Annotated in this window: 21 protein-coding genes; 7 read left to right on the top strand and 14 right to left on the bottom strand. The window is 69.1% G+C overall.

The annotated features are described in order from the left end of the window. Positions 1 to 7 precede the first annotated feature (7 nt). Positions 8 to 2,725: a bifunctional acetaldehyde-CoA/alcohol dehydrogenase gene (gene adhE / locus HW566_RS14240; protein ID WP_178013941.1), complete on the bottom strand. Its 2,718-nt coding sequence runs from the start codon at positions 2,723 to 2,725 to the stop codon at positions 8 to 10. Between the two features lie 547 nt (positions 2,726 to 3,272). Here adhE and HW566_RS14235 point away from each other — a divergent pair. Next, positions 3,273 to 3,476: a cold-shock protein gene (locus tag HW566_RS14235; RefSeq protein WP_150419407.1), complete on the top strand. Its 204-nt coding sequence runs from the start codon at positions 3,273 to 3,275 to the stop codon at positions 3,474 to 3,476. Positions 3,477 to 3,540: 64 nt separating this feature from the next. Here the strand turns inward: HW566_RS14235 and HW566_RS16155 are convergent, their stop codons facing one another. Beyond that, positions 3,541 to 3,933: a barstar family protein gene (locus HW566_RS16155; RefSeq protein WP_256728744.1), complete on the bottom strand. Its 393-nt coding sequence runs from the start codon at positions 3,931 to 3,933 to the stop codon at positions 3,541 to 3,543. A 235-nt stretch (positions 3,934 to 4,168) separates the two neighbouring features. Here HW566_RS16155 and HW566_RS14225 point away from each other — a divergent pair, with 235 nt between their 5' ends. Continuing rightward, positions 4,169 to 4,432, top strand: a complete 264-nt coding sequence (locus HW566_RS14225) for a hypothetical protein (protein ID WP_178013937.1) — start codon at positions 4,169 to 4,171, stop codon at positions 4,430 to 4,432. A gap of 61 nt (positions 4,433 to 4,493) precedes the next feature. Here HW566_RS14225 and HW566_RS14220 read toward each other — a convergent pair whose 3' ends face one another. From HW566_RS14220 to HW566_RS14210, 3 genes are all read right to left on the bottom strand, one after another. Further along, entirely contained in the window at positions 4,494 to 5,330 is an 837-nt protein-coding gene (locus HW566_RS14220; protein WP_178013935.1) for a siderophore-interacting protein, read from the bottom strand. Positions 5,331 to 5,446: 116 nt separating this feature from the next. Further along, positions 5,447 to 6,724 carry an MFS transporter gene (locus HW566_RS14215; RefSeq protein ID WP_256728743.1) on the bottom strand — a complete coding sequence of 426 codons (1,278 nt, stop codon included), beginning with the start codon at positions 6,722 to 6,724 and terminating at the stop codon, positions 5,447 to 5,449. Between the two features lie 142 nt (positions 6,725 to 6,866). Further along, on the bottom strand, positions 6,867 to 7,913 hold the full coding sequence (locus HW566_RS14210) for an NAD(P)-dependent alcohol dehydrogenase (protein ID WP_178013933.1): 1,047 nt from the start codon (positions 7,911 to 7,913) through the stop codon (positions 6,867 to 6,869). Between the two features lie 176 nt (positions 7,914 to 8,089). Here HW566_RS14210 and HW566_RS14205 point away from each other — a divergent pair, with 176 nt between their 5' ends. Beyond that, on the top strand, positions 8,090 to 10,663 hold the full coding sequence (locus HW566_RS14205) for an excinuclease ABC subunit UvrA (protein ID WP_178013931.1): 2,574 nt from the start codon (positions 8,090 to 8,092) through the stop codon (positions 10,661 to 10,663). Positions 10,664 to 10,733: 70 nt separating this feature from the next. After that, positions 10,734 to 11,768: a serine hydrolase domain-containing protein gene (locus tag HW566_RS14200; protein WP_178013929.1), complete on the top strand. Its 1,035-nt coding sequence runs from the start codon at positions 10,734 to 10,736 to the stop codon at positions 11,766 to 11,768. A 42-nt stretch (positions 11,769 to 11,810) separates the two neighbouring features. Here the strand turns inward: HW566_RS14200 and HW566_RS14195 are convergent, their stop codons facing one another. Continuing rightward, a complete protein-coding gene (locus tag HW566_RS14195) occupies positions 11,811 to 12,767 on the bottom strand; it encodes an aldo/keto reductase (RefSeq protein ID WP_178013927.1) in 957 nt (318 codons plus the stop codon). 60 nt (positions 12,768 to 12,827) lie between these two features. Here HW566_RS14195 and HW566_RS14190 point away from each other — a divergent pair, with 60 nt between their 5' ends. After that, a complete protein-coding gene (locus HW566_RS14190; protein ID WP_178013925.1) occupies positions 12,828 to 13,421 on the top strand; it encodes a TetR family transcriptional regulator in 594 nt (197 codons plus the stop codon). A gap of 30 nt (positions 13,422 to 13,451) precedes the next feature. Here HW566_RS14190 and HW566_RS14185 read toward each other — a convergent pair whose 3' ends face one another. After that, a complete protein-coding gene (locus HW566_RS14185; RefSeq protein WP_178013923.1) occupies positions 13,452 to 13,796 on the bottom strand; it encodes a carboxymuconolactone decarboxylase family protein in 345 nt (114 codons plus the stop codon). Between the two features lie 220 nt (positions 13,797 to 14,016). On the opposite strand from HW566_RS14185, the gene HW566_RS14180 reads away from it, so the two are divergent. Then, entirely contained in the window at positions 14,017 to 15,117 is a 1,101-nt protein-coding gene (locus HW566_RS14180) for an SDR family oxidoreductase (protein WP_178013921.1), read from the top strand. Between the two features lie 76 nt (positions 15,118 to 15,193). On the opposite strand, the gene HW566_RS14175 is transcribed toward HW566_RS14180, so the two are convergent. The 6 genes from HW566_RS14175 to HW566_RS14150 all read right to left on the bottom strand — a co-directional run bounded on the left by HW566_RS14175 (position 15,194) and on the right by HW566_RS14150 (position 22,338). Next, complete coding sequence (locus HW566_RS14175) at positions 15,194 to 16,123, bottom strand: carbohydrate ABC transporter permease (protein WP_178013919.1); 930 nt, start codon at positions 16,121 to 16,123, stop codon at positions 15,194 to 15,196. After that, on the bottom strand, positions 16,113 to 17,069 hold the full coding sequence (locus tag HW566_RS14170; RefSeq protein ID WP_178013917.1) for a carbohydrate ABC transporter permease: 957 nt from the start codon (positions 17,067 to 17,069) through the stop codon (positions 16,113 to 16,115). Before HW566_RS14170 ends, HW566_RS14175 begins: the two co-directional genes overlap by 11 nt. Positions 17,070 to 17,073: 4 nt before the next feature. After that, entirely contained in the window at positions 17,074 to 18,357 is a 1,284-nt protein-coding gene (locus HW566_RS14165; RefSeq protein ID WP_178013915.1) for an ABC transporter substrate-binding protein, read from the bottom strand. A 10-nt stretch (positions 18,358 to 18,367) separates the two neighbouring features. Beyond that, positions 18,368 to 19,972: an FAD-dependent oxidoreductase gene (locus HW566_RS14160; protein ID WP_218621633.1), complete on the bottom strand. Its 1,605-nt coding sequence runs from the start codon at positions 19,970 to 19,972 to the stop codon at positions 18,368 to 18,370. Next, complete coding sequence (locus HW566_RS14155) at positions 19,969 to 21,015, bottom strand: LacI family DNA-binding transcriptional regulator (RefSeq protein WP_178013913.1); 1,047 nt, start codon at positions 21,013 to 21,015, stop codon at positions 19,969 to 19,971. Before HW566_RS14155 ends, HW566_RS14160 begins: the two co-directional genes overlap by 4 nt. Before the next feature lie 309 nt (positions 21,016 to 21,324). Further along, a complete protein-coding gene (locus tag HW566_RS14150; RefSeq protein WP_256728741.1) occupies positions 21,325 to 22,338 on the bottom strand; it encodes a LacI family DNA-binding transcriptional regulator in 1,014 nt (337 codons plus the stop codon). Between the two features lie 260 nt (positions 22,339 to 22,598). Between HW566_RS14150 and HW566_RS14145 the strand changes: the two genes are divergently transcribed. Beyond that, the gene (locus tag HW566_RS14145; protein WP_178013910.1) at positions 22,599 to 25,436 is read left to right on the top strand and encodes a glycoside hydrolase family 9 protein; all 2,838 of its coding nucleotides are present in this window, start codon (positions 22,599 to 22,601) and stop codon (positions 25,434 to 25,436) included. 53 nt (positions 25,437 to 25,489) lie between these two features. Here the strand turns inward: HW566_RS14145 and HW566_RS14140 are convergent, their stop codons facing one another. Then, positions 25,490 to 26,530, bottom strand: coding sequence for a hydroxyacid dehydrogenase (locus HW566_RS14140; protein WP_256728740.1), 1,041 nt, complete (start codon positions 26,528 to 26,530; stop codon positions 25,490 to 25,492). Positions 26,531 to 26,705: the final 175 nt, after the last annotated feature.

Raw genomic sequence — 26,705 nt, 5'->3', positions numbered from 1 at the left:
GCCCACCTCAGGCGTGGCGGGTGGCCTTGGCCTTGCCCGCCGACCTGCGGGGTGCGGCAGGAGCGGAGACGGCGTCGGCGGCCACCACCGCGCCCGCGCGGGTCGCCCGCACCTCGCCGAACGACGTGCCGTAATACGCCGCCTCCATGAGGGTCTTCATGTCGTCGATCATCGGCATCCGCGGGTTCGCCGGAGCGCACTGGTCTTCGTAGGCCGCCATCGCCAGAGCCTGCAGGTTGTCGAGGAACCGCGCCTCGTCGACGCCCTGCGCCTGGAAGGATCGCTCGATCCCGACGCGATCGCGCAGCTCCTCTACGGCGCGCACGTAGCTTTCCACGCCCTCCTCGGGAGTGGCGGCGGGCAGACCGAGATGCTGCGCGATCTGCTGGAAGCGCTCGGGCGCGATGTAGCGCTCGTACTTGGGCCAGCTCGTCAGCTTCGTGGGCACCGTGCCGTTGTACCGGATGACGTGGGGCAGGTAGACGGCGTTGGTGCGCCCGTGCACGAGCTCGTAGGTCGCACCGGTGACGTGGGCCATCGCGTGCACGATCCCGAGGAAGGCGTTTCCGAAGGCCATGCCGGCGATGGAGGCGGCGTTGTGCATCTTCTCGCGGGCGCGGCGGTCCGCGGCATCCGTGGACCCCGGCTGGGCCAGCGTGCTGCGCTCGATGTTCTCGAAGATGAGCTTGATCGCGTGGAGGCACAGACCGTCGGTGTAGTCGTTCGCGTACACCGAGACGTACGCCTCCGTGGCGTGCGTCAGAGCGTCGAAGCCGGCGTCGGCGACGAGGAAGCCCGGAAGCACCCGCGTCAGCTCGGGGTCGATGATCGCGACCGACGGCGTCAGGGCGTAATCGGCGAGCGGGTACTTCATACCCGTGGCGTCATCGGTGATCACGGCGAACGGTGTCATCTCGGAGCCGGTGCCCGAGGTGGTCGGGACGCACACGAGCTTGGCCTTCGTTCCCATCTCGGGGAACGTGAACGCGCGCTTGCGGACGTCGAAGAACTTCTCGCGCATGTCGGAGAACTCGATCTCGGGGTTCTCGTACAGCAGCCACATGACCTTCGCGGCATCCATCGGCGACCCGCCGCCGAGCGCGATGAGCGTGTCGGGCTGGAACTGGCGCAGCTGCTCGGCGCCGGCGACGACCTCCGAGACCTTCGGCTCGGGACGCACCTGGTTCAGCAGCTGGATCTGCACGCGGTTCTCGCGGCGGTTCAGCACGTCGGTGATGCGATCGACGTACCCGAGCGAGGTCATCCTCTCGTCGGTGATGATCGTGACGCGCTCGATACCGCGCATCTCGGCGAGGTAGCGGATCGCGTGCGGCTCGAAGTAGGTCTTCGCGGGGATCTTGAACCACTGCAGGTTGTTGTTGCGTCGACCGACGCGCTTGACGTTCACGAGGTTCACCGCCGAGACGTTGTTGGAGACGGAGTTGTGGCCGTACGAGCCGCATCCGAGGGTGAGGGACGGCAGGAAGGCGTTGTAGATGTCACCGATGCCGCCGAGGGCGGACGGGGAGTTCTCGATGATGCGCACGGCCTTCACCACCTCGGCGAAACGCGCGATGACCTCGGCATCGTTCGAGTGGATGGCGCCGGAGTGCCCGAGGCCGTCGAAGGCGACCATCTGCCGCGACAGCTCGATGCCCTCGGCGGGGCTCGCGGCGCGCAGCACCGCGAGGACGGGAGCCAGCTTTTCGCGGGTCAGCGGCTCATGCGGACCGACCCCCGAGACCTCGGCGAGCAGGATCGACGTGTCGGCGGGCACGGTGAAGCCCGCCTGCTGGGCGATCCAGACCGGAGACTGACCGACGACGCGTGCGTTGAGCTTGGCATCGGCGCAGGTGACGCTGTCTGCGGTGACGCCGAAGATGAACTCTTCGAGCAGCGCCTTCTCGTCGGGGCTCACGCGATAGGCGTGCAACCGGGCGAACTCGTCGAGCGCCTCATCGGCGACGGGGGCGTCGAGGATCACGGCCTGCTCGCTGGCACAGACCATCCCCATGTCGAAGGACTTCGACAGCACGATGTCGTTGACCGCGCGGCCGACGTCCGCGGAGCGCTCGATGAAAGCGGGCACGTTGCCCGCACCGACGCCGAGGGCGGGCTTGCCGCACGAGTACGCCGCGCGCACCATCGCGTTTCCTCCGGTCGCGAGGATGAGCGCCACGCCCGGGTGGTTCATCAGCTCGCCGGAGGCGTCCATGGACGGCTCCTCGATCCACTGGATGCAGTCGGCCGGAGCACCGGCGGCCACGGCGGCGTCGCGGACGATGCGGGCGGCTTCGGACGAGCACCGCTGCGCGGAGGGGTGGAAGCCGAACACGATCGGGTTGCGGGTCTTGAGCGCGATGAGCGACTTGAAGATCGCCGTCGAGGTCGGATTGGTCACGGGGGTCAGGGCGCAGATCACTCCGACGGGGTCGGCGATCTCGGTGATGCCCGTGAGCTCGTCGTGCGCGATGACGCCGACGGTCTTCTGGTCGATGATCGAGTGCGTGACGTGTTCGCACGCGAACATGTTCTTGACGGCCTTGTCCTCGAACAGGCCGCGACCGGTCTCCTCGACCGCCAGGACCGCGAGGTCGCCGTGGTGATGCAGGGCGGCGACCGATGCCTTGCGGACGATGTGGTCGATCTGTTCCTGGGTGAAACGCGCATACTCGTCGAGGGCGTGCTGTGCCCGCGTGACGAGGGCGTCGACGGCGATGGACATCGTGAGCCTTCCCGGCGCGGAAGGTGTCCGCGTCTGTGTCCGAATCCGGGATGAGGGACCTCGACCCCGTGCATCCAGTGTCGCCCGTGTGGTCTGACCACAACATCCGTTCGAGCCGGGACAAATCGACCCGAGGGCGACGGTCGGCACGCGCACCGGCCGGCGGGGCGCGCTGCACGCTCACCGTGGCGAAACTCGGCATGGGCTGCTGGGTCCGGGGCCGATTCGAGGTCTTGGAGCGAGACGTTTCGCGTCGATCTGAGGCTTCTGATGACACCGCGGCCCACAAGCGGCCGGATTTCGCGTAGCATTCGAGAGTCGGTGCGTCACGGCGCGCCTCTCCGTCGGCCTCGTCGCCGATGTGCACATCAGAAAGTCAGCCGTCGATCTCACGCATTCGGGCCCTGCTCTCGGCCCACCGCGATCCGATATTGCCATCGGTCGCCCGGCGAATTATCTCGCCCCACACACTCCGCAGCGACACCGTCGCAGCGGTACCCCGGATCATCACAGCGGTGGTCCCAGAACACAGAAGGAAAATGACGACATGGCCACTGGCACCGTCAAATGGTTCAACTCGGAGAAGGGGTTCGGCTTCATCGCTCCGGACGACGGCACCGCGGACGTGTTCGCGCACTTCAGCGCCATCGCCGGCTCTGGACACCGCAACCTTTTCGAGAACCAGAAGGTCGAGTTCGACGTGGAGCAGGGCCAGAAGGGCCTGCAGGCGACGAACATCCGCGCTCTCTGAGCGACACGACGCATGAAGGGGTCGGCCCGATCGGGCCGGCCCCTTTGTCGCACCCGGGCCGGCGTCAGTCGAGGACGAGGTCGACCTCGGGGTGATCGGCGAAGACGCGCACGACGAGGTCGAAGTACGTCGCCCCCGCTCCCCGATCGAGATCGTCGAGCGCAGCCTGCGCCGGGCCCGCGGCGAAGAGCCCGGGCCGCGCGAGCTTGCCCTGATACCAGGCCCGTGTGGCATCGACCCCGAGGGCGATGCGAGCACGCTCGTGGTCGGTCCAGACGATGCGTGCACCGGTGGCCCGCGCCAGGACCCCGTACCCGCCGTACAGCAGATCGTCGAGCGCATCCATACTCTCGCCGAGCTGCCACGGCTCGTCGGGCATGAGCACCCGGTCCAGCTCCGCGTACAGCGAGGGAATGTCGCGGATGCGACGGCCGTCGAGGCGGAACGTATCGGTCACACCGCGACGATATCCGTCGCCGCGCCAGGTCCCGTCATCGTCCCCGTCGTCGTGCTCGATCGGGCGCCCTCGCGGATGACGCGCTCGCGCAGCGCGGAGGAAGACCCCTAGGGCATCACGCCAGGCCGCTGCGCGAGGCGCCCGGGCACGCGACGGGCTTCGGGAGGGTGCCGAACCTTCCGAACACTCCGTCGACGCCGAAGACCTTCTCCGCGAAACGTCGCGCGATGAGCCGATGCGCGTCGGCGTCGGGGTGGAGCGCATCGGCGAAAGGCAGCGCGTCGGCGTCGGCGGCCCCGAACAGCTCGAGGCCGTCGAGGTAGTGAAGAGCGGCATCATCCGATCGTGCGGCGACGATTCCACGGAGCGCGTCGCGGACTACTTCGAGCGTCAGGTCGAGACCGTCAACTGCTGCAACGCGGCGAACGTGTGGTTCTCCCGGCTCGGCGCCGAACCCGACTTCGAGGCCGCGGTCGGGGCCGCCGCTCGCGGGTGCTGACGCGGGGATCGTGCCCGCAGCACGGCACGGGGAAGAGATCGCCGCGGCGCGGTCGCCGGCGTCAGCGAGCAGCGGCGAACAGCGCCTGGGTCTCCTCGCGCATGGCGCGCACCCAGTCGCCCTTGACGCCGCGCCAGGCCTCGTCGTCCATCCCGCGCCGCCAGTAGGGCGACGACGAGAGCATCTCGGGGCGGCACCACCCGCCGCGGGCGAGGACGCGCACGACCGCCAGCGACTCCGCGGCCTCGCCATGCACGAAGGCGCTGAGCCGGCCCGCCGGTGGGCCCGAGGAAGCGACGGCGTCGGCGAGCGCCGTGACGGCCCTGTCGTTGACGGCGCTGTCGGCGACGGCTGACCGGTGGACCCACACCACGTCCAGGTCTCCCGGCGATTGCAGCGCGATCTCGTCTTCCGGCGCCTCCACGAGCCCGAAGACCCGCACCCGCTTGCCCGCGGTCACCGCCTCCGCCGAGGCGGCGATGGCGGGGAGAGCCGACTCGTCGCCGACGAAGAGGTACTCGTCGGCGTCCGGATGAGGCGCGTACCCGCCCGCCGGCCCGCGCAGCTGCAGAAGGTCGCCGGGGCGCGCGCGCCCGGCCCACCGGCCGCAGTAGCCGACGTCGCCGTGGCTGACGATGTCGAGCGTCAGCTCGCCGGCATCCGCGTCCCACCGGCGGACGGACAGCCGGCGCGGACGCGGCCTGTGCTCGGCAGCCGCGGCGCGCGCCGTCTCGTCATCCCAGGGGACGGTGAGTGTCGAGCCGTCCGGCAGGAAGAGGCAGTTGACGTAGGCGTCGGTGAACTGCGAGCCCGCGAAGTCCGCGAGTCCCCCACCGCCGAGCACGACGCGGATGAGGCTGTGCGACAGCCGCTCCGTGCGGATGACTTCTCCGTGCACCTGATTCCTCACTCTTCTCGCACCCTGACAGCCAGCTTAGGACAGCCTTACCCGTGGCCCGTACTGCCGGGAACGTAGACCCGCGCAGTCTCGTCGTCGGTCGTCGCGCGCCGCCCTCACCGCGCGATGGGCTCCTCGTCGACGCTGTCGTCGTCGGCGGGTCGCGCCGCGGCGATGTGGGAGATCGGGCGCCAGACGAGCAGCAGAGTGATGGCCGCCCCCTCGAACGCGAACCACCAGGGGCCGGTCGGTCCCCACACCTGCGCGATCACGCCGCCGAGGGCCTGCCCGATCACGAAACCGCCGTAGACGCCCACCATGTTCACCGAGGCGATGCGGCCCTGGAACTCGCGGGGCACGAGTCGCTGGCGCACCGTGGTCGAGATCGTCGCCCAGACGAACGCGTAGGCGCCGAACGCGATCATGATGGCGAAGGCGAACGCTCCCGACGTCGTGAGCGCGAACGCGAGGTGCATGAGCACCTCCGCCGACAGGCAGACGCGCATCAGGGTCGCGAACGAGAACCGTTTCTCGAGCCGCCCGAAGAGCACGGTGGCCAACAGCCCGCCGATGGCGGACGCCGTGGTCAGCGCCCCGTATCCGACCGGCCCCATCTGCAGATAGTCGGTCGCATAGAGAACGAGGACGCCCCACGGCGCCGCCCAGGTGATGTTGAAGGTCAGGATGATCACCACGAGCATCCGCACCGGCGGGTTGCGCCACAACCACCGGATCCCAGTCAGGATGTCGGTGTGCACCGCCGTGCGCTCGCGCGCGGACCCGGCCGCCTCCGCCTCCCCGGACGAGGTGGCGGCGATCCGTGAGATGAGGACGACGGCGAGGGCGACGCACACGCCCTGGACGGCGAACGGCCAAAACGACCCGAGGGCGAAGAGGAACGCGCCCAGCGGCGGTCCACCCAGCTGGTTCGCCACGAGGAAACCGGCCTGCAGCCGAGCGTTGCCGATACCGAGGTCGCTCTTGCGCACCATCATCGGAAGCAGGGTGCTGCTGGTGGTATCGACGAACACCTCGGCGGTGCCGTACAGGAACGCGACGACCAGCACCATCCAGATGCTCGCGACGCCGGTCACGAGGAAGACGCACAGGCCGACGAGCACGAGGGCGCGGATGCCGTTGGCGACCATGATGAGGATGCGTCGATCCACCCGGTCGGCGATGGCGCCGGCGTGCAGCCCGAAGAGGAGCCAGGGCAGGAACTGCATGATCGCGCCGGACGCGACCAGAACGGGAGAGTCGGTCATCGACGCGATCAGCAGCGGGGATGCCGCCAGCGCGATGCCGTCGCCGATGTTGCTCGTCACCGACGACGCGAACAGCCACCGGAAGTCCCGCCCCAACCGTCGCGGCGCGACCCATTCTCCGATACCCACCGCACGAGCCTAGGGCGAGCCGCCGACACCGACCCGCCAGCACCGGCGGGGGCTGCCCCGCACCCGGCACGCTCAGCCGACGAAGGCCGACCGTGCCGGGCGCGGGTCGGGCGGGAGTGCCGCGCCGAACCTCGCGGGGACGTCAGGCCAGGGTCTTGGCGTCGATCACGAATCGGTAGCGGACGTCCGAGGCGAGGACGCGCTCATAGGCCTCGTTGATCTGCTCGGCCGAGATCAGCTCGGTCTCGGGCAGGATGCCGTGCTCCGCGCAGAAATCGAGCATCTCCTGCGTCTCGGCGATGCCGCCGATCATCGATCCGGCCCACGTGCGGCCTCCGCCGATGAGCGCGAACGCGGGGACCTCGAGCGGCTCGGACGGCGCCCCGACGTTGACCATCGCACCTTCCGGCTGCAGCAGGCCGAGGTAGTCGCTGACGCTGATCTTCGCCGAAACGGTGTTGATGATGAGGTCGAACGAGCCGGCGAGCCGGGTGAAGGTCTCGGCATCCTTCGTCGCGTAGTGCGCGGTCGCGCCGTATCGCAGCGAGTCGTCCTGCTTCGACGTCGTCTGCGACAGCACCGTGACCTCGGCGCCCATCGCGACGGCGATCTTGACGGCCATATGGCCGAGCCCGCCCATGCCGACGACGGCGACCTTGCTGCCGGGGCCGGCGTTCCACCGGCGCAGCGGCGAGTAGGTCGTGATGCCGGCGCACAGCAGCGGCGCGACCTTCTCGATGTCGAGGTTCTCGGCGACCTGGAGCACGAAGTCCTCGTTCACGACGACCGCTTCGGAGTAGCCGCCCTGCGTGATGCTCCCATCGGCGGGGTCGACGCCGCCGTAGGTCTGGATGTTGCCCTTCAGGCAGTACTGCTCCTTGCCCGCGGTGCACTGCACGCATTCGCCGCAGGAGTTCACCATGCAGCCGACGCCGACGCGGTCGCCGATGCGGTGCTTGGTGACAGCCGAGCCGACCTCGGTGACGTGACCGACGATCTCGTGGCCGACGACCTGCGGGTAGGCGATCGGGCCCCACTCGCCGCGGACGGTGTGGATGTCGGAGTGGCAGATGCCCGCGTAGGCGATGTCGATCAGCACGTCGTGCGGGCCGAGGTCGCGACGCTCGATGGTCGTCTTGACGAGGGGCTCGTCGGCAGAGGTCGCGGCGTAGGCGTTGACGGTGAGCATGGCGCTCCTTCCCCCGGCGCAGATGAGCCGGGTGTTACGTGAGGCGGGGGTTGCCCGACGGGGCTGCGTCCACGCTAAACGGACTCCCGACGGCCAGGCAGTCACTCTCAGTACACCCCTCGCACGTGGTAGAGGGCTCGCGTCCGGCGACGCCCACCGGCACCTAGGCTGGCACGATGCCCGAAAACCACCGCGCGACCCCTGACACCTTCGTGCGCGTGCGCGGAGCGAACGAGAACAATCTCCGCAACGTTGATGTCGATGTGCCGCGCGACGCGATCGTCGCCTTCACCGGGGTCTCGGGCTCCGGCAAGTCCTCGCTCGCGTTCGGCACGATCTTCACCGAGGCCCAGCGGCGGTACCTCGAGTCGGTCGCCCCCTACGCGCGGCGGCTGATCCAGCAGGGTCACAACCCGCACGTCGAGTCGATCACGGGCCTCCCGCCGGCCGTTGCGCTGCAGCAGCGGCGCGGCGCGCCCAGCTCGCGATCGAGCGTCGGGACGGTCACGACGCTGTCGAACTCGCTCCGGATGCTGTTCTCACGTGCGGGCACCTTCCCCGAGGGGTTCACGACCCGGCTCGACTCCGATGCCTTCTCCCCCAACACGGCGGCCGGCGCGTGCCCCGAGTGCCACGGTGTCGGCGTCGCGCACACGGTCACCGAGGACACGCTCGTGCCCGACCCGTCGCTCAGCATCCGCGACGGTGCGATCGCAGCCTGGCCGGGCGCCTGGCAGGCGAAGAACCTCCGCGACATCACGATCGCACTCGGTTACGACGTCGACCGCCCGTGGCGGGAACTCGCCCCCGGCGAGCGCGAATGGCTCCTGTTCACCGACGAGCAGCCGGTCGTCGAGATCACGCCCCAGCGCGACCGCGTGGCCAAGCCCTACAAGGGCATGTTCTGGAGCGCGAAGAAGTACGTCTTCCACACGCTCTCCGACTCCAAGAGCGCGACCATGCGGGAGCGCGTCCTGCAGTTCGTCCGCACCGGCATCTGCCCTCTCTGCGGCGGATCGGGGCTGCGCCGCGAGGCGCTGGCCGTCACCTTCGCCGGCCGCACCATCGCCGAGCTCAACGCGGTGCCGATGACCGAGCTCGCCGACATCCTGCGCCCGACGACGACGCTGACGGATGCCGCGCCGGCCGTCCCCAGGTCGTCGTCCGGCGAGCGCACCGATGTCGCGGTCGCGATCGCCACCGATCTGCTCGCTCGCATCGAGGTCCTCACCGAACTCGGCCTGGGCTACCTCGGACTGGGTCGCGTGACGACGACCCTGTCGCCGGGCGAGATGCAGCGCCTTCGCCTCGCGACCCAGCTGCGCTCGGGGCTGTTCGGAGTCGTGTACGTGCTCGACGAGCCGTCGGCCGGTCTCCACCCGGCCGACGCCGAGCCGCTGCTCGATGTGCTCGAGCAGCTCACCTCCTCGGGCAACTCGGTCTTCGTCGTCGAGCACAACATGGACGTCGTGCGCGGCGCGGACTGGATCGTCGACGTCGGGCCCGGGGCGGGCGAGGGCGGCGGTGAGGTGCTCTACAGCGGGCCCGTCGACGGGCTCGCCGAGGTGGGCGGGTCGGTGACGCGTCCGTTCCTCTTCCCCGAGCTCGACAACGAGCCCGCCGCCTCCCGCGCGGCGCGAACGCCCACGGGCTGGCTGAGGCTGGAGGGCGTCTCGCTGCACAACCTCGCCGGGCTCGATGCGAGCTTCCCCCTGGGAACGTTCACGGCCGTCACCGGCGTCTCGGGATCGGGCAAGTCCTCGCTCGTGGGCGGAGCGCTGCGAGACGCGGTCGACCGATACCTCCGCGGCGGCTCGGCGCAGCCGGACGAGCCCGCAGACCCGACCACGGGTGCAGCCGGTCTCGCCGAGGCGACGGTGCCCGACCCGCGGGCCGACGCGCTCACCGTTCGCGCCGCGGTGGGGCTGGAGCACCTCGACCGACTCGTCCGAGTGGATCAGAAGCCGATCGGACGCACGCCGCGCTCGAATCTCGCGACCTACACGGGATTGTTCGACGCGGTGCGCTCGGCCTTCGCGAGCACCGACTCGGCCCTCGAGCGCGGTTACACCGCCGGACGGTTCTCGTTCAACGTCGCCGGTGGCCGCTGCGAGACCTGCCTCGGCGAGGGATACGTCTCGGTCGAGCTGCTGTTCCTCCCCGGCAGCTACGGGCGCTGTCCTGTGTGCCACGGCTCCCGCTACAACGACGACACGCTCGAGGTCACCTACCGCGGCAAGAACATCGCCGAGGTGCTGGCGCTCACCGTCGAGGACGCGGCGGCTTTCCTCGACGACGTGCCCGCCGCGTCCCGGAGTCTTCGCACCCTGCGCGAGGTCGGGCTCGGGTACCTGCGTCTCGGGCAACCCGCGACCGAGCTGTCGGGCGGCGAGGCGCAGCGCATCAAGCTCGCGACCGAGCTGCAGCGCGCCCGCCGAGGCCACACGCTGTACCTGCTCGACGAGCCGACCACGGGGCTCCACCCCGCCGATATGCGCCTGCTGCTCACCCAGCTGCACACGCTCGTCGACGCCGGCAACACGGTGGTCGTCGTCGAGCACGAGATGGATGTCGTCGCCTCCGCCGACTGGGTCATCGACCTCGGTCCCGCCGGGGGCGATGCCGGCGGGCGCATCGTGGCGGCCGGGACGCCCGACGCCGTGGCGAACGAGCGGGCCAGCCGTACGGCGCCGTATCTGGCGCGGAGCCTCGCGCGGGCGACGGGACGGCGGGCCGCTCCCGCCTCGTGACGGGGGGGGCTGCGCGGGGAGGGCACCGCGCCGTTGGCGTGCGGGAACCTCCGCCTGGCACAGTGGACCCATGAGTTCACCGACGAGCATCGAGCTGGACGAGCGCGCCCTCCGGGGCGCGATCGACGACGAGGCGTTCTCGGGGGTCGTGAGCGTCGACCTCGCGGACGTCTCGGTATGGCGGAGCGCGCACGGCCTCGCGGACCGCGCGAGCCGGACCCCGGTCACCGCCGACACGCGCTTCGCCATCGCATCGGGCAGCAAGGCGTTCACCGCTCTCGTCGTGATGAGGCTCGTCGAGGACGGCACGCTCTCGCTCGACACCCCGGCGCGCAGCATCCTGGGCGAGGATCTGCCGCTCATCGGTGATGCCGTCACGATCGAGCACCTCCTCGGCCACACCTCGGGCATCGGCGACTACATCGACGAGGACGACGACCTGGACGTGTCCGAGTTCTTCCTCGACGTGCCGGTGCACACGCTCACGAGCGCCGAGGCGTTCCTGCCCCTCCTCGACGGGACTCCGGCGCGGGCGGCCGCCGGCGCGACGTTCGCCTACTGCAACAGCGGCTACATCCTGCTGGCGATCGTCTGCGAACGGGTGACCGGCCGGGGATATCACGAGCTCGTGCAGGAGCTCGTGCTCGACCCGGCCGGCCTCGACGCCACCGGATTCCCCCGCACCGACGAGCTGGGCGCCGATCACGCCCGCGGCTACGTGTTCGACGAGGGACTGCGTGCGAACACGCTGCACCTGCCGGTCCGCGCGAACGGCGACGGCGGCGCGTCGACGACGGCATCCGACATCCACCGGTTCTGGCGGGCCTTCTTCGCCGGGCGCATCGTCTCGGCCGAGTCCGTTGCGCTCATGACCACGCCGCGGTCGCACGACGAGGACGAGGGGACGAGGTACGGCCTGGGGTTCTGGCTGAACGAGACGGGCCCGGGTGTCGTGCTCGAGGGCTGCGATGTCGGCGCGTCGTTCCGAACGGTGCATCACCCCGCCGCGGCGGTCACTGCGACGGTGATGAGCAACACCGCGGACGGGGCGTGGGCCGTCGCCCGTGTGCTCGCGGAGGCGGTCGGGGCGCTGGACGAGGCCTGACACCCGCCCCGACCCGCGTCTGCATCCGGTGCGCGGGTGCGGTCAGGCGAACCGTCCGCCGATGCCCCCGTCGGGTGCGATCTCGTCGATGAGGGCCAGATCGTCGGCGGTCAGCTCGATGGCCGCCGCGGCGCTGTTCTCCTCGACCCGGCGCGGGCTGCGCGATCCGGGGATCGGGACGATGTCGTCCCTCCGGGCAAGCAGCCACGCCAGCGACAGCTGCGCGAGAGATGCCCCCTTCTGCTCGGCCAACGCCGTGAGCCGACGCACGATGGCCAGGTTCGCCTCGAAGTTGTCGTCGTTCCACCAGGCGAGCCCCCGCCGGAAGTCGCTCGCGTCGTAGTCGTCCCGGTGCTGGACCGCGCCGGTGAGGAATCCGCGCGCCAACGGCGAATAGGCGACGAAGCCGATGCCGAGCTCTTCGAGGACGGGAAGGATCGGCTCGACGTCGCGGGCGAAGATCGAATACTCGGTCTGCAGGGCCGAGATCGGGTGCACCGCGTGGGCTGCCCGGATCGTCTCGCCATCGGCTTCGGAGAGCCCCAGGTACCGGACCTTTCCGGCATCCACGAGCTCCTTCATGGTGCCGACCACGTCCTCGATCGGGACCTTGGGGTCGGGCCGGTGCTGATAGAGCAGATCGATCGACTCGACGCTCAGATTGCGCAGGCTGTTGTCGACGACCTCGCGGATGTGATCCGGACGCGAGTCGACGTCGAACTCCCGCGTGAGACCGAACTTCGTGGCGATCACGACCTCATCGCGCACCGGGGCGAGCGCGCGTCCGAGGAGCTTCTCCCCCTCGCCCCAGCCGTACATCTCCGCGGTGTCGAAGAGGGTGACGCCCAGCTCGTGCGCCCGACGGATCGTCTCGATCGATCGGGTGTCGTCGCTCGGGCCGTAGCCGGCCGCGGTGCCCATCGCACCGTATCCGATGCTCGAGACGGTGAGGCCCTGGGTGCCGAGCGCGCGCTGCTGTGGAGTATGGAGAGCTGTCATGCCGTCATGCTACGCCGCTTTTGTCTGAGTCAGACACCCTCGGCAGGATAAGCTCGCACCATGCCCCGAGACGTTGCGCGAGGGAGCCTGCGCGAGCTGACGCGAGAGGCGGTCCGCGCCCGGATCTCCGACGCCGCCATCGAGCTCTTCGACGAACACGGCTTCGACCAGGTGACGGTCGAGCAGATCGCCGCTCACGTGGGCATCTCGACCCGCAGCTTCAATCGCTACTTCCCCGCGAAGGAGGATGCGGTCATCGGAGACACGACCGCTTGGGGCGACGCGCTGTGCCACGAGCTGCTGGCGCGTCCGGCCAATGAGTCGGCGTGGGAATCGCTGCGCATCTCGTTCCAGACGTTCCTCTCGCTCGCCGACAGCCACGACGAACGACAGAAGCGCTCGATCCGCGTGTTGAACACGGCGCCCTCGCTGCGGGCGCGGAACCTCGAGAAGCACCTGCAGTGGGAACAGCGGCTCACGCCCATCATCGCCGCTCGTCTCGACGACGACGATGCGCAGCTTCGCGCACGCACCATCGTGCAGGCGAGTCTGACGTGCTTCGACGTCGCCGTGGCCACCTGGGCCGAACCCGATGAGACCCGCAGTCCGGCCGAGTTGGTCGCAGTATGCTTCGCCGCTCTACAGCGGCCCTGACCGTCGCTCCGCCGCCGGCGGGCGGAGCCGTCAGTGGTCGTGACCGCCGTCGGCGAACTGGAAGGCCAGCCGGCCGTGCGCGAACCCTCCGCCCGCGCGGATGGCCGTGGCCACCCAGGCGGCTTCGGCGAGCTCGGCCTGAGAGGCGCCGGCCTGCACCGCGCGTTCGGTATGCGCATCGATGCAGTACACGCACTGGGTCGTGATGCCGACGGCGACCGCGATGAGCTCGCGGAACTTCAACGGGATCTCTCGCCCGTCGCGCGCGAACACCGCGCCGTCGAAAGCCGTGAACGCCTGCAGGATGTCGGGGGTCTCGGACTTGTAGACCCGCGTGTAGGCGCGGTCGCGCTCCCGGTCGAAATAGGCGGTCATGCGGTCTCTCTCGTTCGATGACGTGGTGTGTCTCATCAGCGTCGCAGCACCGGCACGACAGGCGCCGGGATGCGACCGTCCGTGACGATGGGTGACCTCGTGTTTCGGCGACGGGAATGGCGGGGCGACACATGCCCCCCTCTCCCGCCGCCACTGGCCGAACGGCGGCGGTCAGCTCGAACAGCATCCGGAATGCCCACGGCTCCGCTCTGTTGACATCATGGTGACCACCTCAACGCACGCCCCCACCTCCCCCGTCCGCCGAGCTCTCGTCGTCGGCGCCTCGGGCATCACCGGGTCGGCGCTGGTCGACCATCTGGTCGCAGACGGCTGGGAGGTCCTCGCGCTCTCGCGGCGAGCGTCGTCCGACGGCGCGGTGCGTGGCATCGCGGCCGATCTGAGGAACCCCGACAGCCTGACAGCTGCCCTCGCGGGCGAACACCCCACGCACGTCTTCTTCACCGCGTGGCAGCGACAGGCCACCGAGGCCGAGAACATCGCAGTCAACGGCGCGATGGTGCGGGATCTTCTCTCTGCGCTCGCGCACGCGCCCCTCGAGCACGTCGCGCTGGTGACCGGGCTGAAGCACTATCTCGGTCCGTTCGAGGCCTACGCGGCCGGCGAGATGCCCGACACGCCCTTCCATGAGGAGGAGGAGCGCCTCGACACCCCGAACTTCTACTACGCGCAGGAGGACGAGCTGTTCGCCGCGGCAGCGGCGCAGGGCTTCACCTGGTCGGTGCACCGTTCGCATACGGTGATCGGGTACGCCGTCGGCAATGCGATGAACATGGGCCTGACGATCGCCGCGCAGGCGACGATCGCGAAGGAGCTCGACCTCGACTTCGTCTTCCCCGGCAGCGAGACGCAGTGGAACGGCCTGACCGACATGACCGACGCCGGTGTCCTTGCCGAGCAGATGGTGTGGGCCGCGACGGATCCGGCAGGCGCCGACGAGGCGTTCAACATCGTCAACGGAGACGTCTTCCGGTGGCGCTGGATGTGGCCGCGTTTGGCCGAGCACCTCGGCGTCGACCCGGACAGGGTCAAGGGATACGAGGGCGCACCGCGGCCACTCGAGCAGCAGATGGCGGCTCATGAGCAGGCCTGGCCCGACATCGCCCGCAAGCATGGGCTCGCTGAGTCCGACCTGAGCCGCATCGCCTCGTGGTGGCACACCGACGCGGACCTCGGCCGCGACATGGAGGTCGTCACCGACATGGGCAAGAGCCGGGATGCCGGGTTCCTCGCGTACCGGCGTACGGAGCAGGCCTTCGCCGACCTCTTCGACCGCTACCGCGCGGAGCGCCTGATTCCCTAGGGGCGCCGGTCCGCGAGCGCGGCCGGCCGTTGCGGTCGGGCGCCGTACTCGACCACGCCCGACCACCCGCACCGCATCAGCCTTTGAGGCCCGTCTGGGCGAGCCCTTCGACGAACTGCTTCTGCGCGAACACGAACACGATCAGCACCGGCAACGCAGTCATGGTGGATGCGGCCATCTGCACGTTCCACATCTCCCCGCCGTACGCGTCGGTGTAGCGGGTGAGCGCCTGAGGCAGCGTGAACAGCTCGGGCGACAGCAGGTAGACGGTCGGCTCGAGGTAGAGGTTCCAGACGTGCAGGAAGGTGAAGATCGCCACCGCCGCGAGCGCGGTACGCGATAGCGGAAGCGCGATCCGCCACCAGATCGCCCATCGACCGAGACCATCCAGGCGTGCAGCCTCCTCCAATTCGACCGGGAGCGTCAGGAAGAACTGCCGCATGATGAAGGTCGCCAGCACGCTCGGTGCGCCGAAGGTCGTCACGAGCAGAATCGGCCAGTGTGTGTTCACCAGTCCCAGCCCGTTGAACATCTGGAACAGCGGAACGATCGTGACCTCGCTCGGGATGAGCAGCCCCATGAGCACCACGAGGAACAGCGCGTTCTGTCCGGGGAAGCGGATGCGGGCGAAGGCGTACCCGGCCATCGCCGCGATGAGCATCGTCCCCGTGGTCACGACGATCGCGATGTACAGGCTGTTGAAGTACTGCTGGGCGAACGGCTGGATGGTGAAGGCGTCTGCGTAGGCCTGCAGCGTCGGGTCGGCCGGCCAGAGACTGGGCGGGAACGCGAAGATCTCGTTCACGGGTTTGAGGGATGACGTGATCATCCACCACGTCGGGAAGACGAAGGGTACGGCCAGCAGGCTCAGTACGCCGTAGAAGACCACCTTGCGCCCTGCCGAGGAGGGACGGCGAGGACGACGCGCGGGCCGGCGGCCCGCTGCATCCAGGTTCGGATCGAGCGAGCCCGCGGGCTCGGTATCGAACAGGGTGTCAGTTCTCATAGAAGACCCACCTCTTTCGAAGCTGCCACTGCGCGATGGTCAGGACGAGCACGATCAGGAACAGCAGGATGGCCAGCGTCGACCCATAGCCGAAGTGGTGGAAGTCGAACGCCTGCTGCACCAGGTAGTACACGAGGACGGTGGTCGAGATCCCCGGGCCACCCTGGGTGAGGACGGCGATCTGCGCATAGACCTGCAGGGACCCGACGATCGTGATGATGACGGTCAGCAGGATGGTCGGGGAGATGAGCGGGATGACGATGCGACCGAAGATCTGCCGTTCATCGGCGCCGTCGACCTTCGCCGCCTCCTGAAGCTCCCGCGGAACGCCCTGCAGAGCTGCCAGGAACAGCACCATGTTCAGGCCGACGTTCTTGAACACCTGCACCACGACGACACTGAGCAGAGCCGTCGGTCCCTCACGCAACCAGTTCGGCCCGTCGACGCCGACGAGAGCGAGAAGTCCGTTGATGCCGCCGTTGTCCTGCAGGAGGAAGCCCCACACGATCGTCCAGGCGACGAGGGAGACGACGACCGGTGAGAAGAAGATCGTGCGGAAGGCCGTGACGCCACGCCACCGACGGTTCAACAGCACCGCCAGCAGCAGCGCCAGCGAGAGGTTGAACACCACCAGCCCCACCGAGAAGATGCCGGTTGCGGTGAGCACCTCCCCCATCTGCGGGTCGGCGAAGAGCGCCTCGACGTTCTCGAGTCCCACGAACGTGAAGGTGCCGGCGAGCACGTTCCACTCGTGGACCGAGTAGTAGAAGATCAGCACGAGCGGCACGAGGACGAACCCCACGATGCCGATCAGCTGGGGTGCGATGAAGACGTAGCCGGCGAGAGCGTCCTTGCGCTGATACGTCAGCCACGGGCGCCGGCGCGGGGGGCTCCCGGGTCGCGAGGCGTCGCGACCCGGGAGCACGGGCGATACGGAGGTCGTCATCTTCTCAGAGCAGCGGTTCGATCGCGTCGCAGGTCTTCTGCAGCGTCCCCGGGATATCCGCATCGGCCACCCAGAGGCCGTCGAGCGCCGCGCGCACCTGCTGGCCGATCTCGGCCGAGTCCGTGTGACTGGGCCGCACGACGCCGTCCTCGATCGCGGGCACGACCACCGATTCAATCTGCTCCGGCGTGAGCAGGGGGTTCGCCGCCGACAACGTGTCGACGTCCAGCAACGAAGTCCGCGGCGGCGGGAAGTACTGCGCGAGGAGCGCGGCGTTCTCGGGGTTGGTGAAGTACGCGAGGAAGTCCGCGGCGGCCTGGGTGTTCTTGCCCTGCGCGAGCACGCCGAGCCCCGCCTGCCCGGTGACGGCGTACTCGCCGACCGGTCCCTCCGGCAGTGGGAGGAGGTTCCAGGCGAACCCGCCCTCGGGCAGCAGGTTGGCACGCGAGATCTGCGTCACAGTGAATGCGGCCTCCCCGGCGAAGAAGTCCGCCGACGTGCCGGGACCCGGCATGGCGGAGTCGTCGAACGCGGCGGCGTGGAGGAACTCGAAGGCTCCCACCATCTCGTCGCTGGCGAATGTGCACTCGGAACCATCCGCACTCCAGGGCGCGGCGCCCCAACCGTTCCACACGGTGGAGAGGTAGTCCCAGTTGAGGTAGTCGAAGTCGCGGACGACGAAACCCGATCGTCCGGTCGCCGCAGTGACGGCGGAGCTGATCTCGCTCACGGTCTCCCAGTCCCACGATCCGTCGGCGAGCAGCTGCGCGGAGGTCGGCTGGCCCGCTTGGGCGAGAAGATCGTCGTTCGCGAACACGACGAACGGGGACGTGCTGAACGGGTAGGCCAGGAGATCGTCGCCGGACGTCCACAGCTCCAGTGCGTTGGGCGCGAGGTCGTCGAAATCGTAGCCGTCGGTGTTCTCCAGAACGTCGTCGAGAGGCAGGAGCGCCCCGCTGGAGACGAAGTCGGGTGCCGCGTTCTCGAGGACCCACGCGAGATCCGGGGCGTTGCCGCCGGCGATCTGCGTGGTCACCGTCGAGGTGTAGTCGTCGAAGGGCAACGGCTCGAACGTGATGGAGGCGACCTCGGGATGATCCGCGATGTACGCATCGGCGATCTCCGTGAACAATGCCAGGTGATCCTCGTTGGAGGTCCAGACCGTCATGCGCAGCTCGATGTCCTCGGTGGGCTCGGCTGGGCCGGTCGGACCGCCCGCGCATGAGGCGAGGCCCCAGGTCGCGACCGCGACGATCGCGACGGCGGCCAGCGTCTTTGCTGATCTCATTGCTGTTCTCCTAATAGCCGCGGACGTCGGGCCAGTGCAGCTCGACGCCTTGTCGGGTGAGGGTTGTCTGGAACTCCTGGAGGAGCGCCGGGGTCGCGTGGACCGCGCGAGGGCGCTCGCCGCGGTCGATGCAGAAGGCGGCCAGCGCACCCGCCGCCTCGCCGATGTTCCACTCCACGGGGTGGAGGCGGAACGCGCCGTTGGTGATGTGGGTCGTGCCGGCGTTCTTGCCGCCGGGCAGCAGGTTCTCGAGCCGTCGCGGGATCAGGATGCCGAGCGGGATCTCGAAGGGCACGCTGGCGATGTCGAGATAGTTGTCGCCGCCGGTCGAGGGGTGCAGGTCTATGCGGTACATCCCGATACCGACGCTGTCGGGCACGGTGGCCGGCCGGGCATCGCCGCGGACCTCGATGGACAGGTCGTTCTCGGTCACGCGGGAGACGGCACGGATGCGACGCGACTCTCGGATGTACGGCGCCATGGCGAGTCCGTCCGGCCCCTCGGTGATGTCACCGCGCAGTCGCAGTCCGGCGAAGCCTGTGCCGCCGTCGAGCCGAGGCGCCTCCGTCTGCAGCCAGTAGAGCATCGAGAGTGACTGCTGCCGCGCGGCCGCCTCGTGCCGGGCGGCCTCCTCCGGTGACACGTCGATGATCGATCCACCCAGGTAGTCGATCATCGGCCAGTTGACGAGCACGAGGTCGCTGTCGAGAGACCCGGGCAGCAGATTGTCGCGCGCCAGAATGCGTCGGAACGTCCACAGCTCGCGATCGCCGGGATCCTTGCCCTGGTCGGCGATCGCCTTCGCACGCGCCGCATGGGGCGTGAACGTGCGCGTCAGCGTGTCGAGAGTACGCGGATCGGGTCCGGTGAGCGAGATCATCGGTGCACCCCAGTAGTCGGGCTGCACCGCGCGCCACCGGTCGTACTCCGCGGGCCGGTCGATCGTGTGGTCGCCGTCGACATGGTCCACCACGAAGCACCAGCTGAAGGCCTGCTGGTTGTTCGGCTGCGCCGTCTCGGGGGCACTCGGCTCCCCGGTGTCGGCGCGACTTTCGAACCCGGTGACGTACTCGGCCCCGGCGAGCGGGAGCAGGTCGCCGAGCTCCGTCGCATCCACCACGTACGCCGCCTCGACCTCGACGAGCGAGCCGTCATCGAGTCGCTGCACGGTGACGGATCGGATGCGGTCGCCGGCGACATCGACGGCGCGGGCGACTGCCGGCTGCACGACCGTGAGTCGCCCCGACGAACGGTACGGCGCCAGCATGCCGTCGAGCACGGCGACGCCCGCTCGCGGCTCGGCGCACATGCGGCTCACGAGGCCGTTCCCCGGATTGAGGGTGCTGTCGGCCCGCGCAGCGGGCGTGAGCGGATACCAGCGCCGGTAGTGATCGCGGATGCCGTCGCGCACGCGCCGATAGCGGGCGGTGGCGCCGAACTGCTCGATCCAGCTGTGCTCGTCCAGCGGCACCGCCTGGCTCGTGAGCTGACCGCCGAGCCAGGCGTATTGCTCGGTGAGGACGACGGATCGACCGGCCTCGAGCGCTGCCAATGCAGCCGAGACCCCGCCCAGTCCGCCACCGACGACGAGGACGTCGGTGCGCATGCCGGTCATCGAGCCACCGCCGCAGCGCCCAGGGTTTCGCCGTCGAGGATGGGACAGGGCAGGAGAACTCGCCGCTCGGCAGCCGGCACCGCGTCGCCGTCCGCGAGGATGCGGGCCAGCAACTCGACCGCCCGCTCTCCCAGCTCGGCACGCGGAGGCTGCAGGCGCGTCAGTTCGGCGGCGTCGGCGCCCGGCCGCGAGGCCGACCCGAGCGCGACGACGCTGAGGTCGGACGGCACCGAGACGCCGTCGCGAACAGCGAGCTCGAGGAGGGCTGCCGCGAGGTCCGGCTCCTCGACGACCAACAGGGTCGCCCCGCTCTCGCGGACCGCCGTCCAATCGGCTTCGACGTCGGTGCCGTCGGTCGTGCGGTCGGTCAGCGCCAGTCCCGCCTCGCGCGCGCCGTCGACGACCCCGCGCCGACGGTCGAGAACCGACTCACCGAGGCTGGAACGATGCAGGAAGATCACCTCTCGATGGCCCAGCCCTCCTGCTCGACGCAGGAGCTCACCGGCTGCCGAGGCGTAGTCGATGCCGACGTAGGGGATGCCGGGGGTGTCGCGTCGACCGACGGCGACCACGCGGAAGTTCTCGGCGACCAGACGCGCCAGCTCGTCCGGATCCATCTCGACGCCGAGCAGGAGGACTCCGTCCGCCAGTCGCAGTCGGTTGCGCTCGTGGAAAAGCTCGCGGCGACCCCCCGACACCGGAGCGCTGGTGAACAGCAGGAGGTCCGACCCGACCGTCTCGGCACCCGCCTCGATACCCGCGAGAAGCGGTGTGTAGAAGTCGAGGCTCTCGGTCGGGAAGGCGGGCTCGTACGTGAAGACGCCGAGGATGTGGTTGTCGGCTCCGGCGAGCCGACGCGCTGACGGATCGGCGACGTAGCCGGTCTCCTCGATCACCTTGAGGATCCGATCTCGCGTGTCCTGCGGGATGCGGACGCTGCCATCGGAGCGTCCGTTGAGGACGAACGAGACGGTGGACTGGCTGACCCCCGCGAGCTGCGCGATGCGCTGCTGCGTGATCCGGCCGGTGTCGCTGCGGGTCATGTGCTCTCCGTCGAGTGGTGCTGATAATGCGCATCATCACGATGCGGAGCCCACGCTAATGCGCATGATCGGATACCGCAAGACCGATTTCTCGCCGTGGAGATCGGACTGGCGGACAAGTCACGAACCGTTCTAGGCTCAGACCGCCGCGCAGGTAATGCGTATTATCGCGCGGCGCGCAAGTCCTGCTCTCGGTTCGAGACCGTTTCGGAAAGACACGATGACGTGACGAAGAAACTCCCCGCTGCACGCACCGGAGGTCCCGGGAAACTGCTCAACGCCCGCGAGCCGAGGACGCGGAGTCCCCGGTCAGGCCGGCGGTGCGGTCGAGGCCCGGAGGATCAGCCGAGGCTCGACGTGGAGATGAAGGGGCGGCTCGGCGCTCGGCTCGCGGATGAGGTCGAGCAGCGTCCGGGTCGCGAGCGCTCCCACCCGTCGCCGATCGGGCGCCACCGCCGAGATCGGCGGATCGGCGTGCGCGGAGACGTCGTCGTCGTAGGCGACGATCGACAGCCGCTCGGGCACGGCGATGTTCCGCGAGCGAGCGTTCTGGAGCAGACCGAACAGCGAGTTCTCGTCGCCGTGGCAGAACAGCGCCGTCGCGCCGGTGCGCTCGACGGCATCCATCACGATGTCGCTGCCGCCTCGCTCCCAGCGCGGGCCCGCGCCGAGTTCGTCCGGCCCCAGGATGCTGCTCGCAGGGTCCAGATCGAGTCGTTGCAGGGCGTTGCGCCACCCTTCGCGCACGAACTCCGAGCTCTGCGAACTGCCGCGGCTCACCATCAACAGTCGGCGGTGACCGAGCCCGGCCAGGTGCTGCAGGACGGCGAAGACCCCGCGTTCGTGCGCCGAGCGCACCGAGGTCACCGAACCGAAACCCCCGCCGGGGGTCTCTCGCTCGATGAACACCACAGGGACGGGCAGGCGCTCGAGCATGCTGAGGAACCCGGGCGGAGCGAGCCGCTCGGACACCGTCGGCACCCACAGGAGGCCATCGATGCCGCTCGCGACGAGCTCGTCGATGAGGCGGTACTCCTCGTCGAGGTCGTACTCCGAGATGACGAGCTTCATCTCGCCGCCGGACGCCAGGACATCGTCGATGCCCTCCACGACGTAGCGGTAGTAGTAGGACGTCGGCATGACGACGCCGATCGTGCCCGAGAAGACGGGCATCGGAGCAGGCGCGGTCAACGGCCGATCGGCGCGGAGCACAGCGCCCCCGCGGACCTTGTCGAGCATCTGCTCCGCAACGAGCGAGTCGAGGTCACGGCGGACCGTGACATGAGAGACGCCCAGATCGTCGACGAGGGCGGTGATGCTCACCGCCCCGTCCTGCTGAGCGCGACTGAGAATACGCGCACGGCGTTCGGCGGCGAGCATCGCGGTCCCCCTTCAGAGCGAATGACAGGCCTCAGCCTAACAACGGCGCACGCGTCGGATCACGACGACGCCACTCTGATCGAAGTTCTTAAATATTGTTACGAATCTTGCCATTTCTTTCGGCTCATGTCGATACTGGCTTCCGTTGCGGCGATGGAGCTGCGACGAACTCCGGAGGAGGAGCCATGACTCGAAGGCGAGCGATGCTGATCTGGAAGGCGGCTGCCGCGGCGACCGCCGTCGCGGTGGGCGGGGCGGTGATCGCTGCTCCGCCTGCGCACGCGGCCACCGTCGAACGCGTGGCCGTCAGCCAGGCCGGGTACAGTGCGGCGGGCCACAAAGCGGCTTCGGTGATCGCCGACGCCGCCCTTCCCGGCTCGACGACGTGCCGCATCCTGCAAGGCGGGAGCGTGGCAGTCCCCTCCTGCACACTCCTCGACCGTGGCACCGTGTGGGGTGATCGCGTGTACGCCGTCGACTTCAGCGCCCTCACCGCGGTCGGCGACGACTACGCGCTGGAGGTCGGTGGCGTGCTGTCGCCTCGGTTCTCGATCGCCGAGAACGTGTGGTCCGGCTACCTCGACGAGATGACGGCCTTCTACCGTCTGCAGCGTTCGGGAGTCGCCACGAGCGACGCCTACCCCGCGGGCTACAGCAGCATCTCGCCGTCGGAGAAGATCTTCCACGGGGCCGGGCATCTCGACGACGCGGCGTCGCAGGACGGCACCGTCCACTACGACCTGACCGGGGGATGGTACGACGCCGGCGACTACGGAACCTACGGCGGCAACCAGTGGGTGGGCGGCAACATCGCCATCACCTACCTTCGTTACGGCGACACCCCCGAGGTGGCCTTCGACAACGACGCCAACGGTGTCCCCGATCTCGTCGACGAGGCCCGCTTCGGCAGCGAGTACCTGCTGCGTATGCTCGAAGCCTTCGACGGGGCCTTCTGGGACGTCAAGGGCAGCGGGGGCTTCCAGCATCCGGACGCGCACACCGACGGGATCGTCGGCACGAGCGACGATCGTCGCATCTCCGGATACGGCGTCGGCGGATCGGCCAAAGCAGCGGGCTCACTGGCCGCGACCGCACGGGCCGTCGAGAAGGCCATCGCGGACGGCCGCATCCCGACCGCCGACGTGACCGACTGGCAGGCGTTCGCCGACGAGGCCGAAGCGGGGGCGGTGGCCTTCTACCAGTACGTCGACGCGCACCGGTCCGACCCGCTCGGCGGGTACTCGACGACCCGCGGCGGCATCGAAAATTCGCTCCTGTTCGCCGAGGTCCAGCTGCACCTGCTGACCGGCGACGCCGCGTATCGCGCATCGGCGGAAGCCACGATCGCTGCGACCGAGTACTCGATCCTGTCGAACACGAACTACTGGGACATGGCGCCACTGTCGATGGCGGAGCTGTATCCGGCCGCGACGGCGACGGGGAAGACCGACATCCAGCGCTACCTGGAGAAGCAGCTGGACTACTTCCTGTCGACCACGGACGACACCCCGTACGGCGTGGTGAACCAGTTCAAGAATTTCGGTGTCAACGAGCCGCACATCTCGTACGTCGCCGACGCGCTGCGCTACTACGAGCTGTTCGGTGACCAGCGGGCCCTCAAGGCGGTCCAGCGCGGCCTCTACTGGGTCTTCGGCAACAACCCATGGGGCACCAGCTGGGTCTCGGGTGTCGGAGAGGACTCGGTGAGATTCCTGCACACCCGGCTCGACGAGGAGGCGCAGAGCCAGACCGGGACGGGAGTGGTGCTGCCCGGCGCCCTGGTGAGCGGCCCCAACGCCAAGGACCCCCTCGACGCGCGTAGCGCGAGCCCGTGGTACGCCGACCGGCCGGTCTGGCAGGACAGCGGCCAGCAGTGGCGGTACAACGAGTACAGCGTGAGCATTCAGACGGGGCTGTTCTCGACGCTCTTCGGCTTGACCGCGATCGGCGACGCCGCCTGGTCCGCCGGCACCGCCCCGACGGCCCTGAATGTCACCTCTCCCCAGATCGGCGACTATGTCACGGGCGACGTGACCGTCTTCGCCCAGAGCGGCACGTCGCTCGGCCAGCATGCGCTCGGCCCGAACTGGACACCCATGACGGCGGCGGCCGGAGTCTCGACGGGAACCATCAGCACCGACGCGCTCGCACCCTTCACGACGGCGCGCGTCGACGTCCGCGGCACCCAGGCCAGCGGTGCCCACTCGTACTCCTCCACCCATTACACGGTGGCTCCGCCGCTTCCGAGCCCGGACAACCCGCTCCTCTACGACGGCTTCGGACGAGACGGCGTGTTCGGGATGCAGGGCTACACGTGGGTGAACTGGTACAACAACCATGCCGGCGTCGGGTCGGCCACCAACACCGTCATCGATGGCCGTACGGTCGCGAAGCTGTTCCAGAACCCGGCCTCCGCGATGTCCCAGGCGAAGTTCCAGCCGTGGCATCACTCGGTGGATGCGGGCGGATACCGATATCTGACCGTGACGATGCGCAGCCCCTCACCGAACCTGCGGCTTCGCATCGAGGTGTCGGATGCCGACTCCAATCACCGCGTGACCGGAACTGCGCCCATCACGGTGTCCGGGCAGTGGAACACGTACGCGTTCGACCTGGCGGCCTTCCCGGGCCTCGATCGCACGAAGGCGAAACTCGTGTTCTGGCTGCAGCAGACAGCGGACACCGATGGTGAGCTCTTGGTCGACGAGGTCAGCTTCACGAACCAGGCGAGCGGCACGCCGCCGACGCTGTCGGGGATCACCCACACCTCCGGGACGCTCACGAACGGGACCGACGTCACCGTGCAGGCGACCTACACGGACGCCGACGGCACGCCGCCGCACGCGGTGGAGTTGGTGCTCGACGGGGTCATCCACCGGATGACGGCGGTGGATCCCACCGACACCGATGTGACCGACGGCGTCCTCTACGCCGTGGTCCGACGCTGGGTGAAGGGAGTGCACAGCTACGAGGTCCGCACGACGGACACGACCTCCAGCGTCGTCGTCTCCCCCGAGGTGGCCGGGGTCGTGGTCGGATGACCGAGCGCGCGGGGGCGGACCGCTTCGGCGGTGCGTCCCCGCGCCCGCGAGGTTCAGGCGATGACGCTCAGCGACGCGACGTCGACGCGATGGCGGGGCACCCGACCGGTGACGAGAGCCTCGAGGTCGTCGAGCGCCGAATCGGCCAGACGCAGGGTCTCGGCGTGCATGGCTCCTGCGATGTGCGGGCTCAAGACGATCCCCGGAGTGTCGAACAGCGGCGACTCGGCGGGCAGCGGCTCGGGATCGGTCACGTCCAGGACGGCTCGCATGAGGCCGGCGCGACAGCGCGCGACGAGCGCGTCGGTGTCGATGAGCGAGCCGCGCGCGGTGTTGATGAGCACCGCGCCGGGGCGCAGCATCCCGAGTCGGCGCGCGTCGATCAGGTGTCGGGTCTCGGGCAGCTCCGGAGCGTGGATCGTGACGACGTCACTGGCGCTCATCAGATCGTCCAGGACGGTGAGCCGCGCCCCGACGGATGCCGCGACGGCTCGGTCGATGTGCGGATCCGCGACCAGCACCTCGAGGTCGAAGGGGCGCAGCAGTTCGGCGACCCGCCGGCCCACGCGCGACAGCCCGACGATGCCTACCGTGCCGCCGAAGGTCACGGCGGGTGGGATCGCATCGCGCCAGGCGCCCGCGACCTCGCGCGATCGGTCGTATCCCTCGATGTAGCTCGGAGCACGTTTGGCCTCCAGGAGGATCATCGCCAGCGTGAACTCCGCGACGGGGATCGCGTTGGCGTCGGCCGCGCTGGTGACGACGATCCCGCGCTCCCAGAGTTCGGGCGAGACGAGATGCTTGACCGATCCGCCCGTATGGACGACACCGCGCAGGCGCGGGGCCGCCGCCAGGACCTCGGCGTCGAGGGCTGGTCCACCCCAGCCGGTCAGGAGGTACTCGGCGGCGGCGAGGCGCGACCTAGCCCGATCGGTGGCGAGATCGTCGACGCGGATCGGGTCGACGAGATGGACGAGCTGACGCAGCCGCCGCAGGCGGGCGTCGTCGAAGAGATCGGAGAAAGCGCGAGCGCCCATGAGAAGCAGGGCCGACGGCGAGCGCTCGTCGGTGTCGTCGCTGTCGGATGCGGCCATGCGGACGAGAGAACCACATCGCGGGGGTTCTTCACAAGATTTAAATATTTGGTTTCGAACTTGAATGCATTTCTTGCATTCTGTGCCTCGCGTCCTCATACTGGGCGCAGCACACGACGGAGTGCGCCCGGGGTTCCGGTCCTCACCACCGTCGGCTACTCACGTGACCGCCGAC

It is taken from the genome of Microbacterium oleivorans, assembly GCF_013389665.1.
Lineage (GTDB): Bacteria > Actinomycetota > Actinomycetes > Actinomycetales > Microbacteriaceae > Microbacterium > Microbacterium oleivorans_C.
The sequence above is the reverse complement of the archived record's forward strand: the minus strand, read 5'-3'. Positions and strand labels throughout refer to the sequence as shown.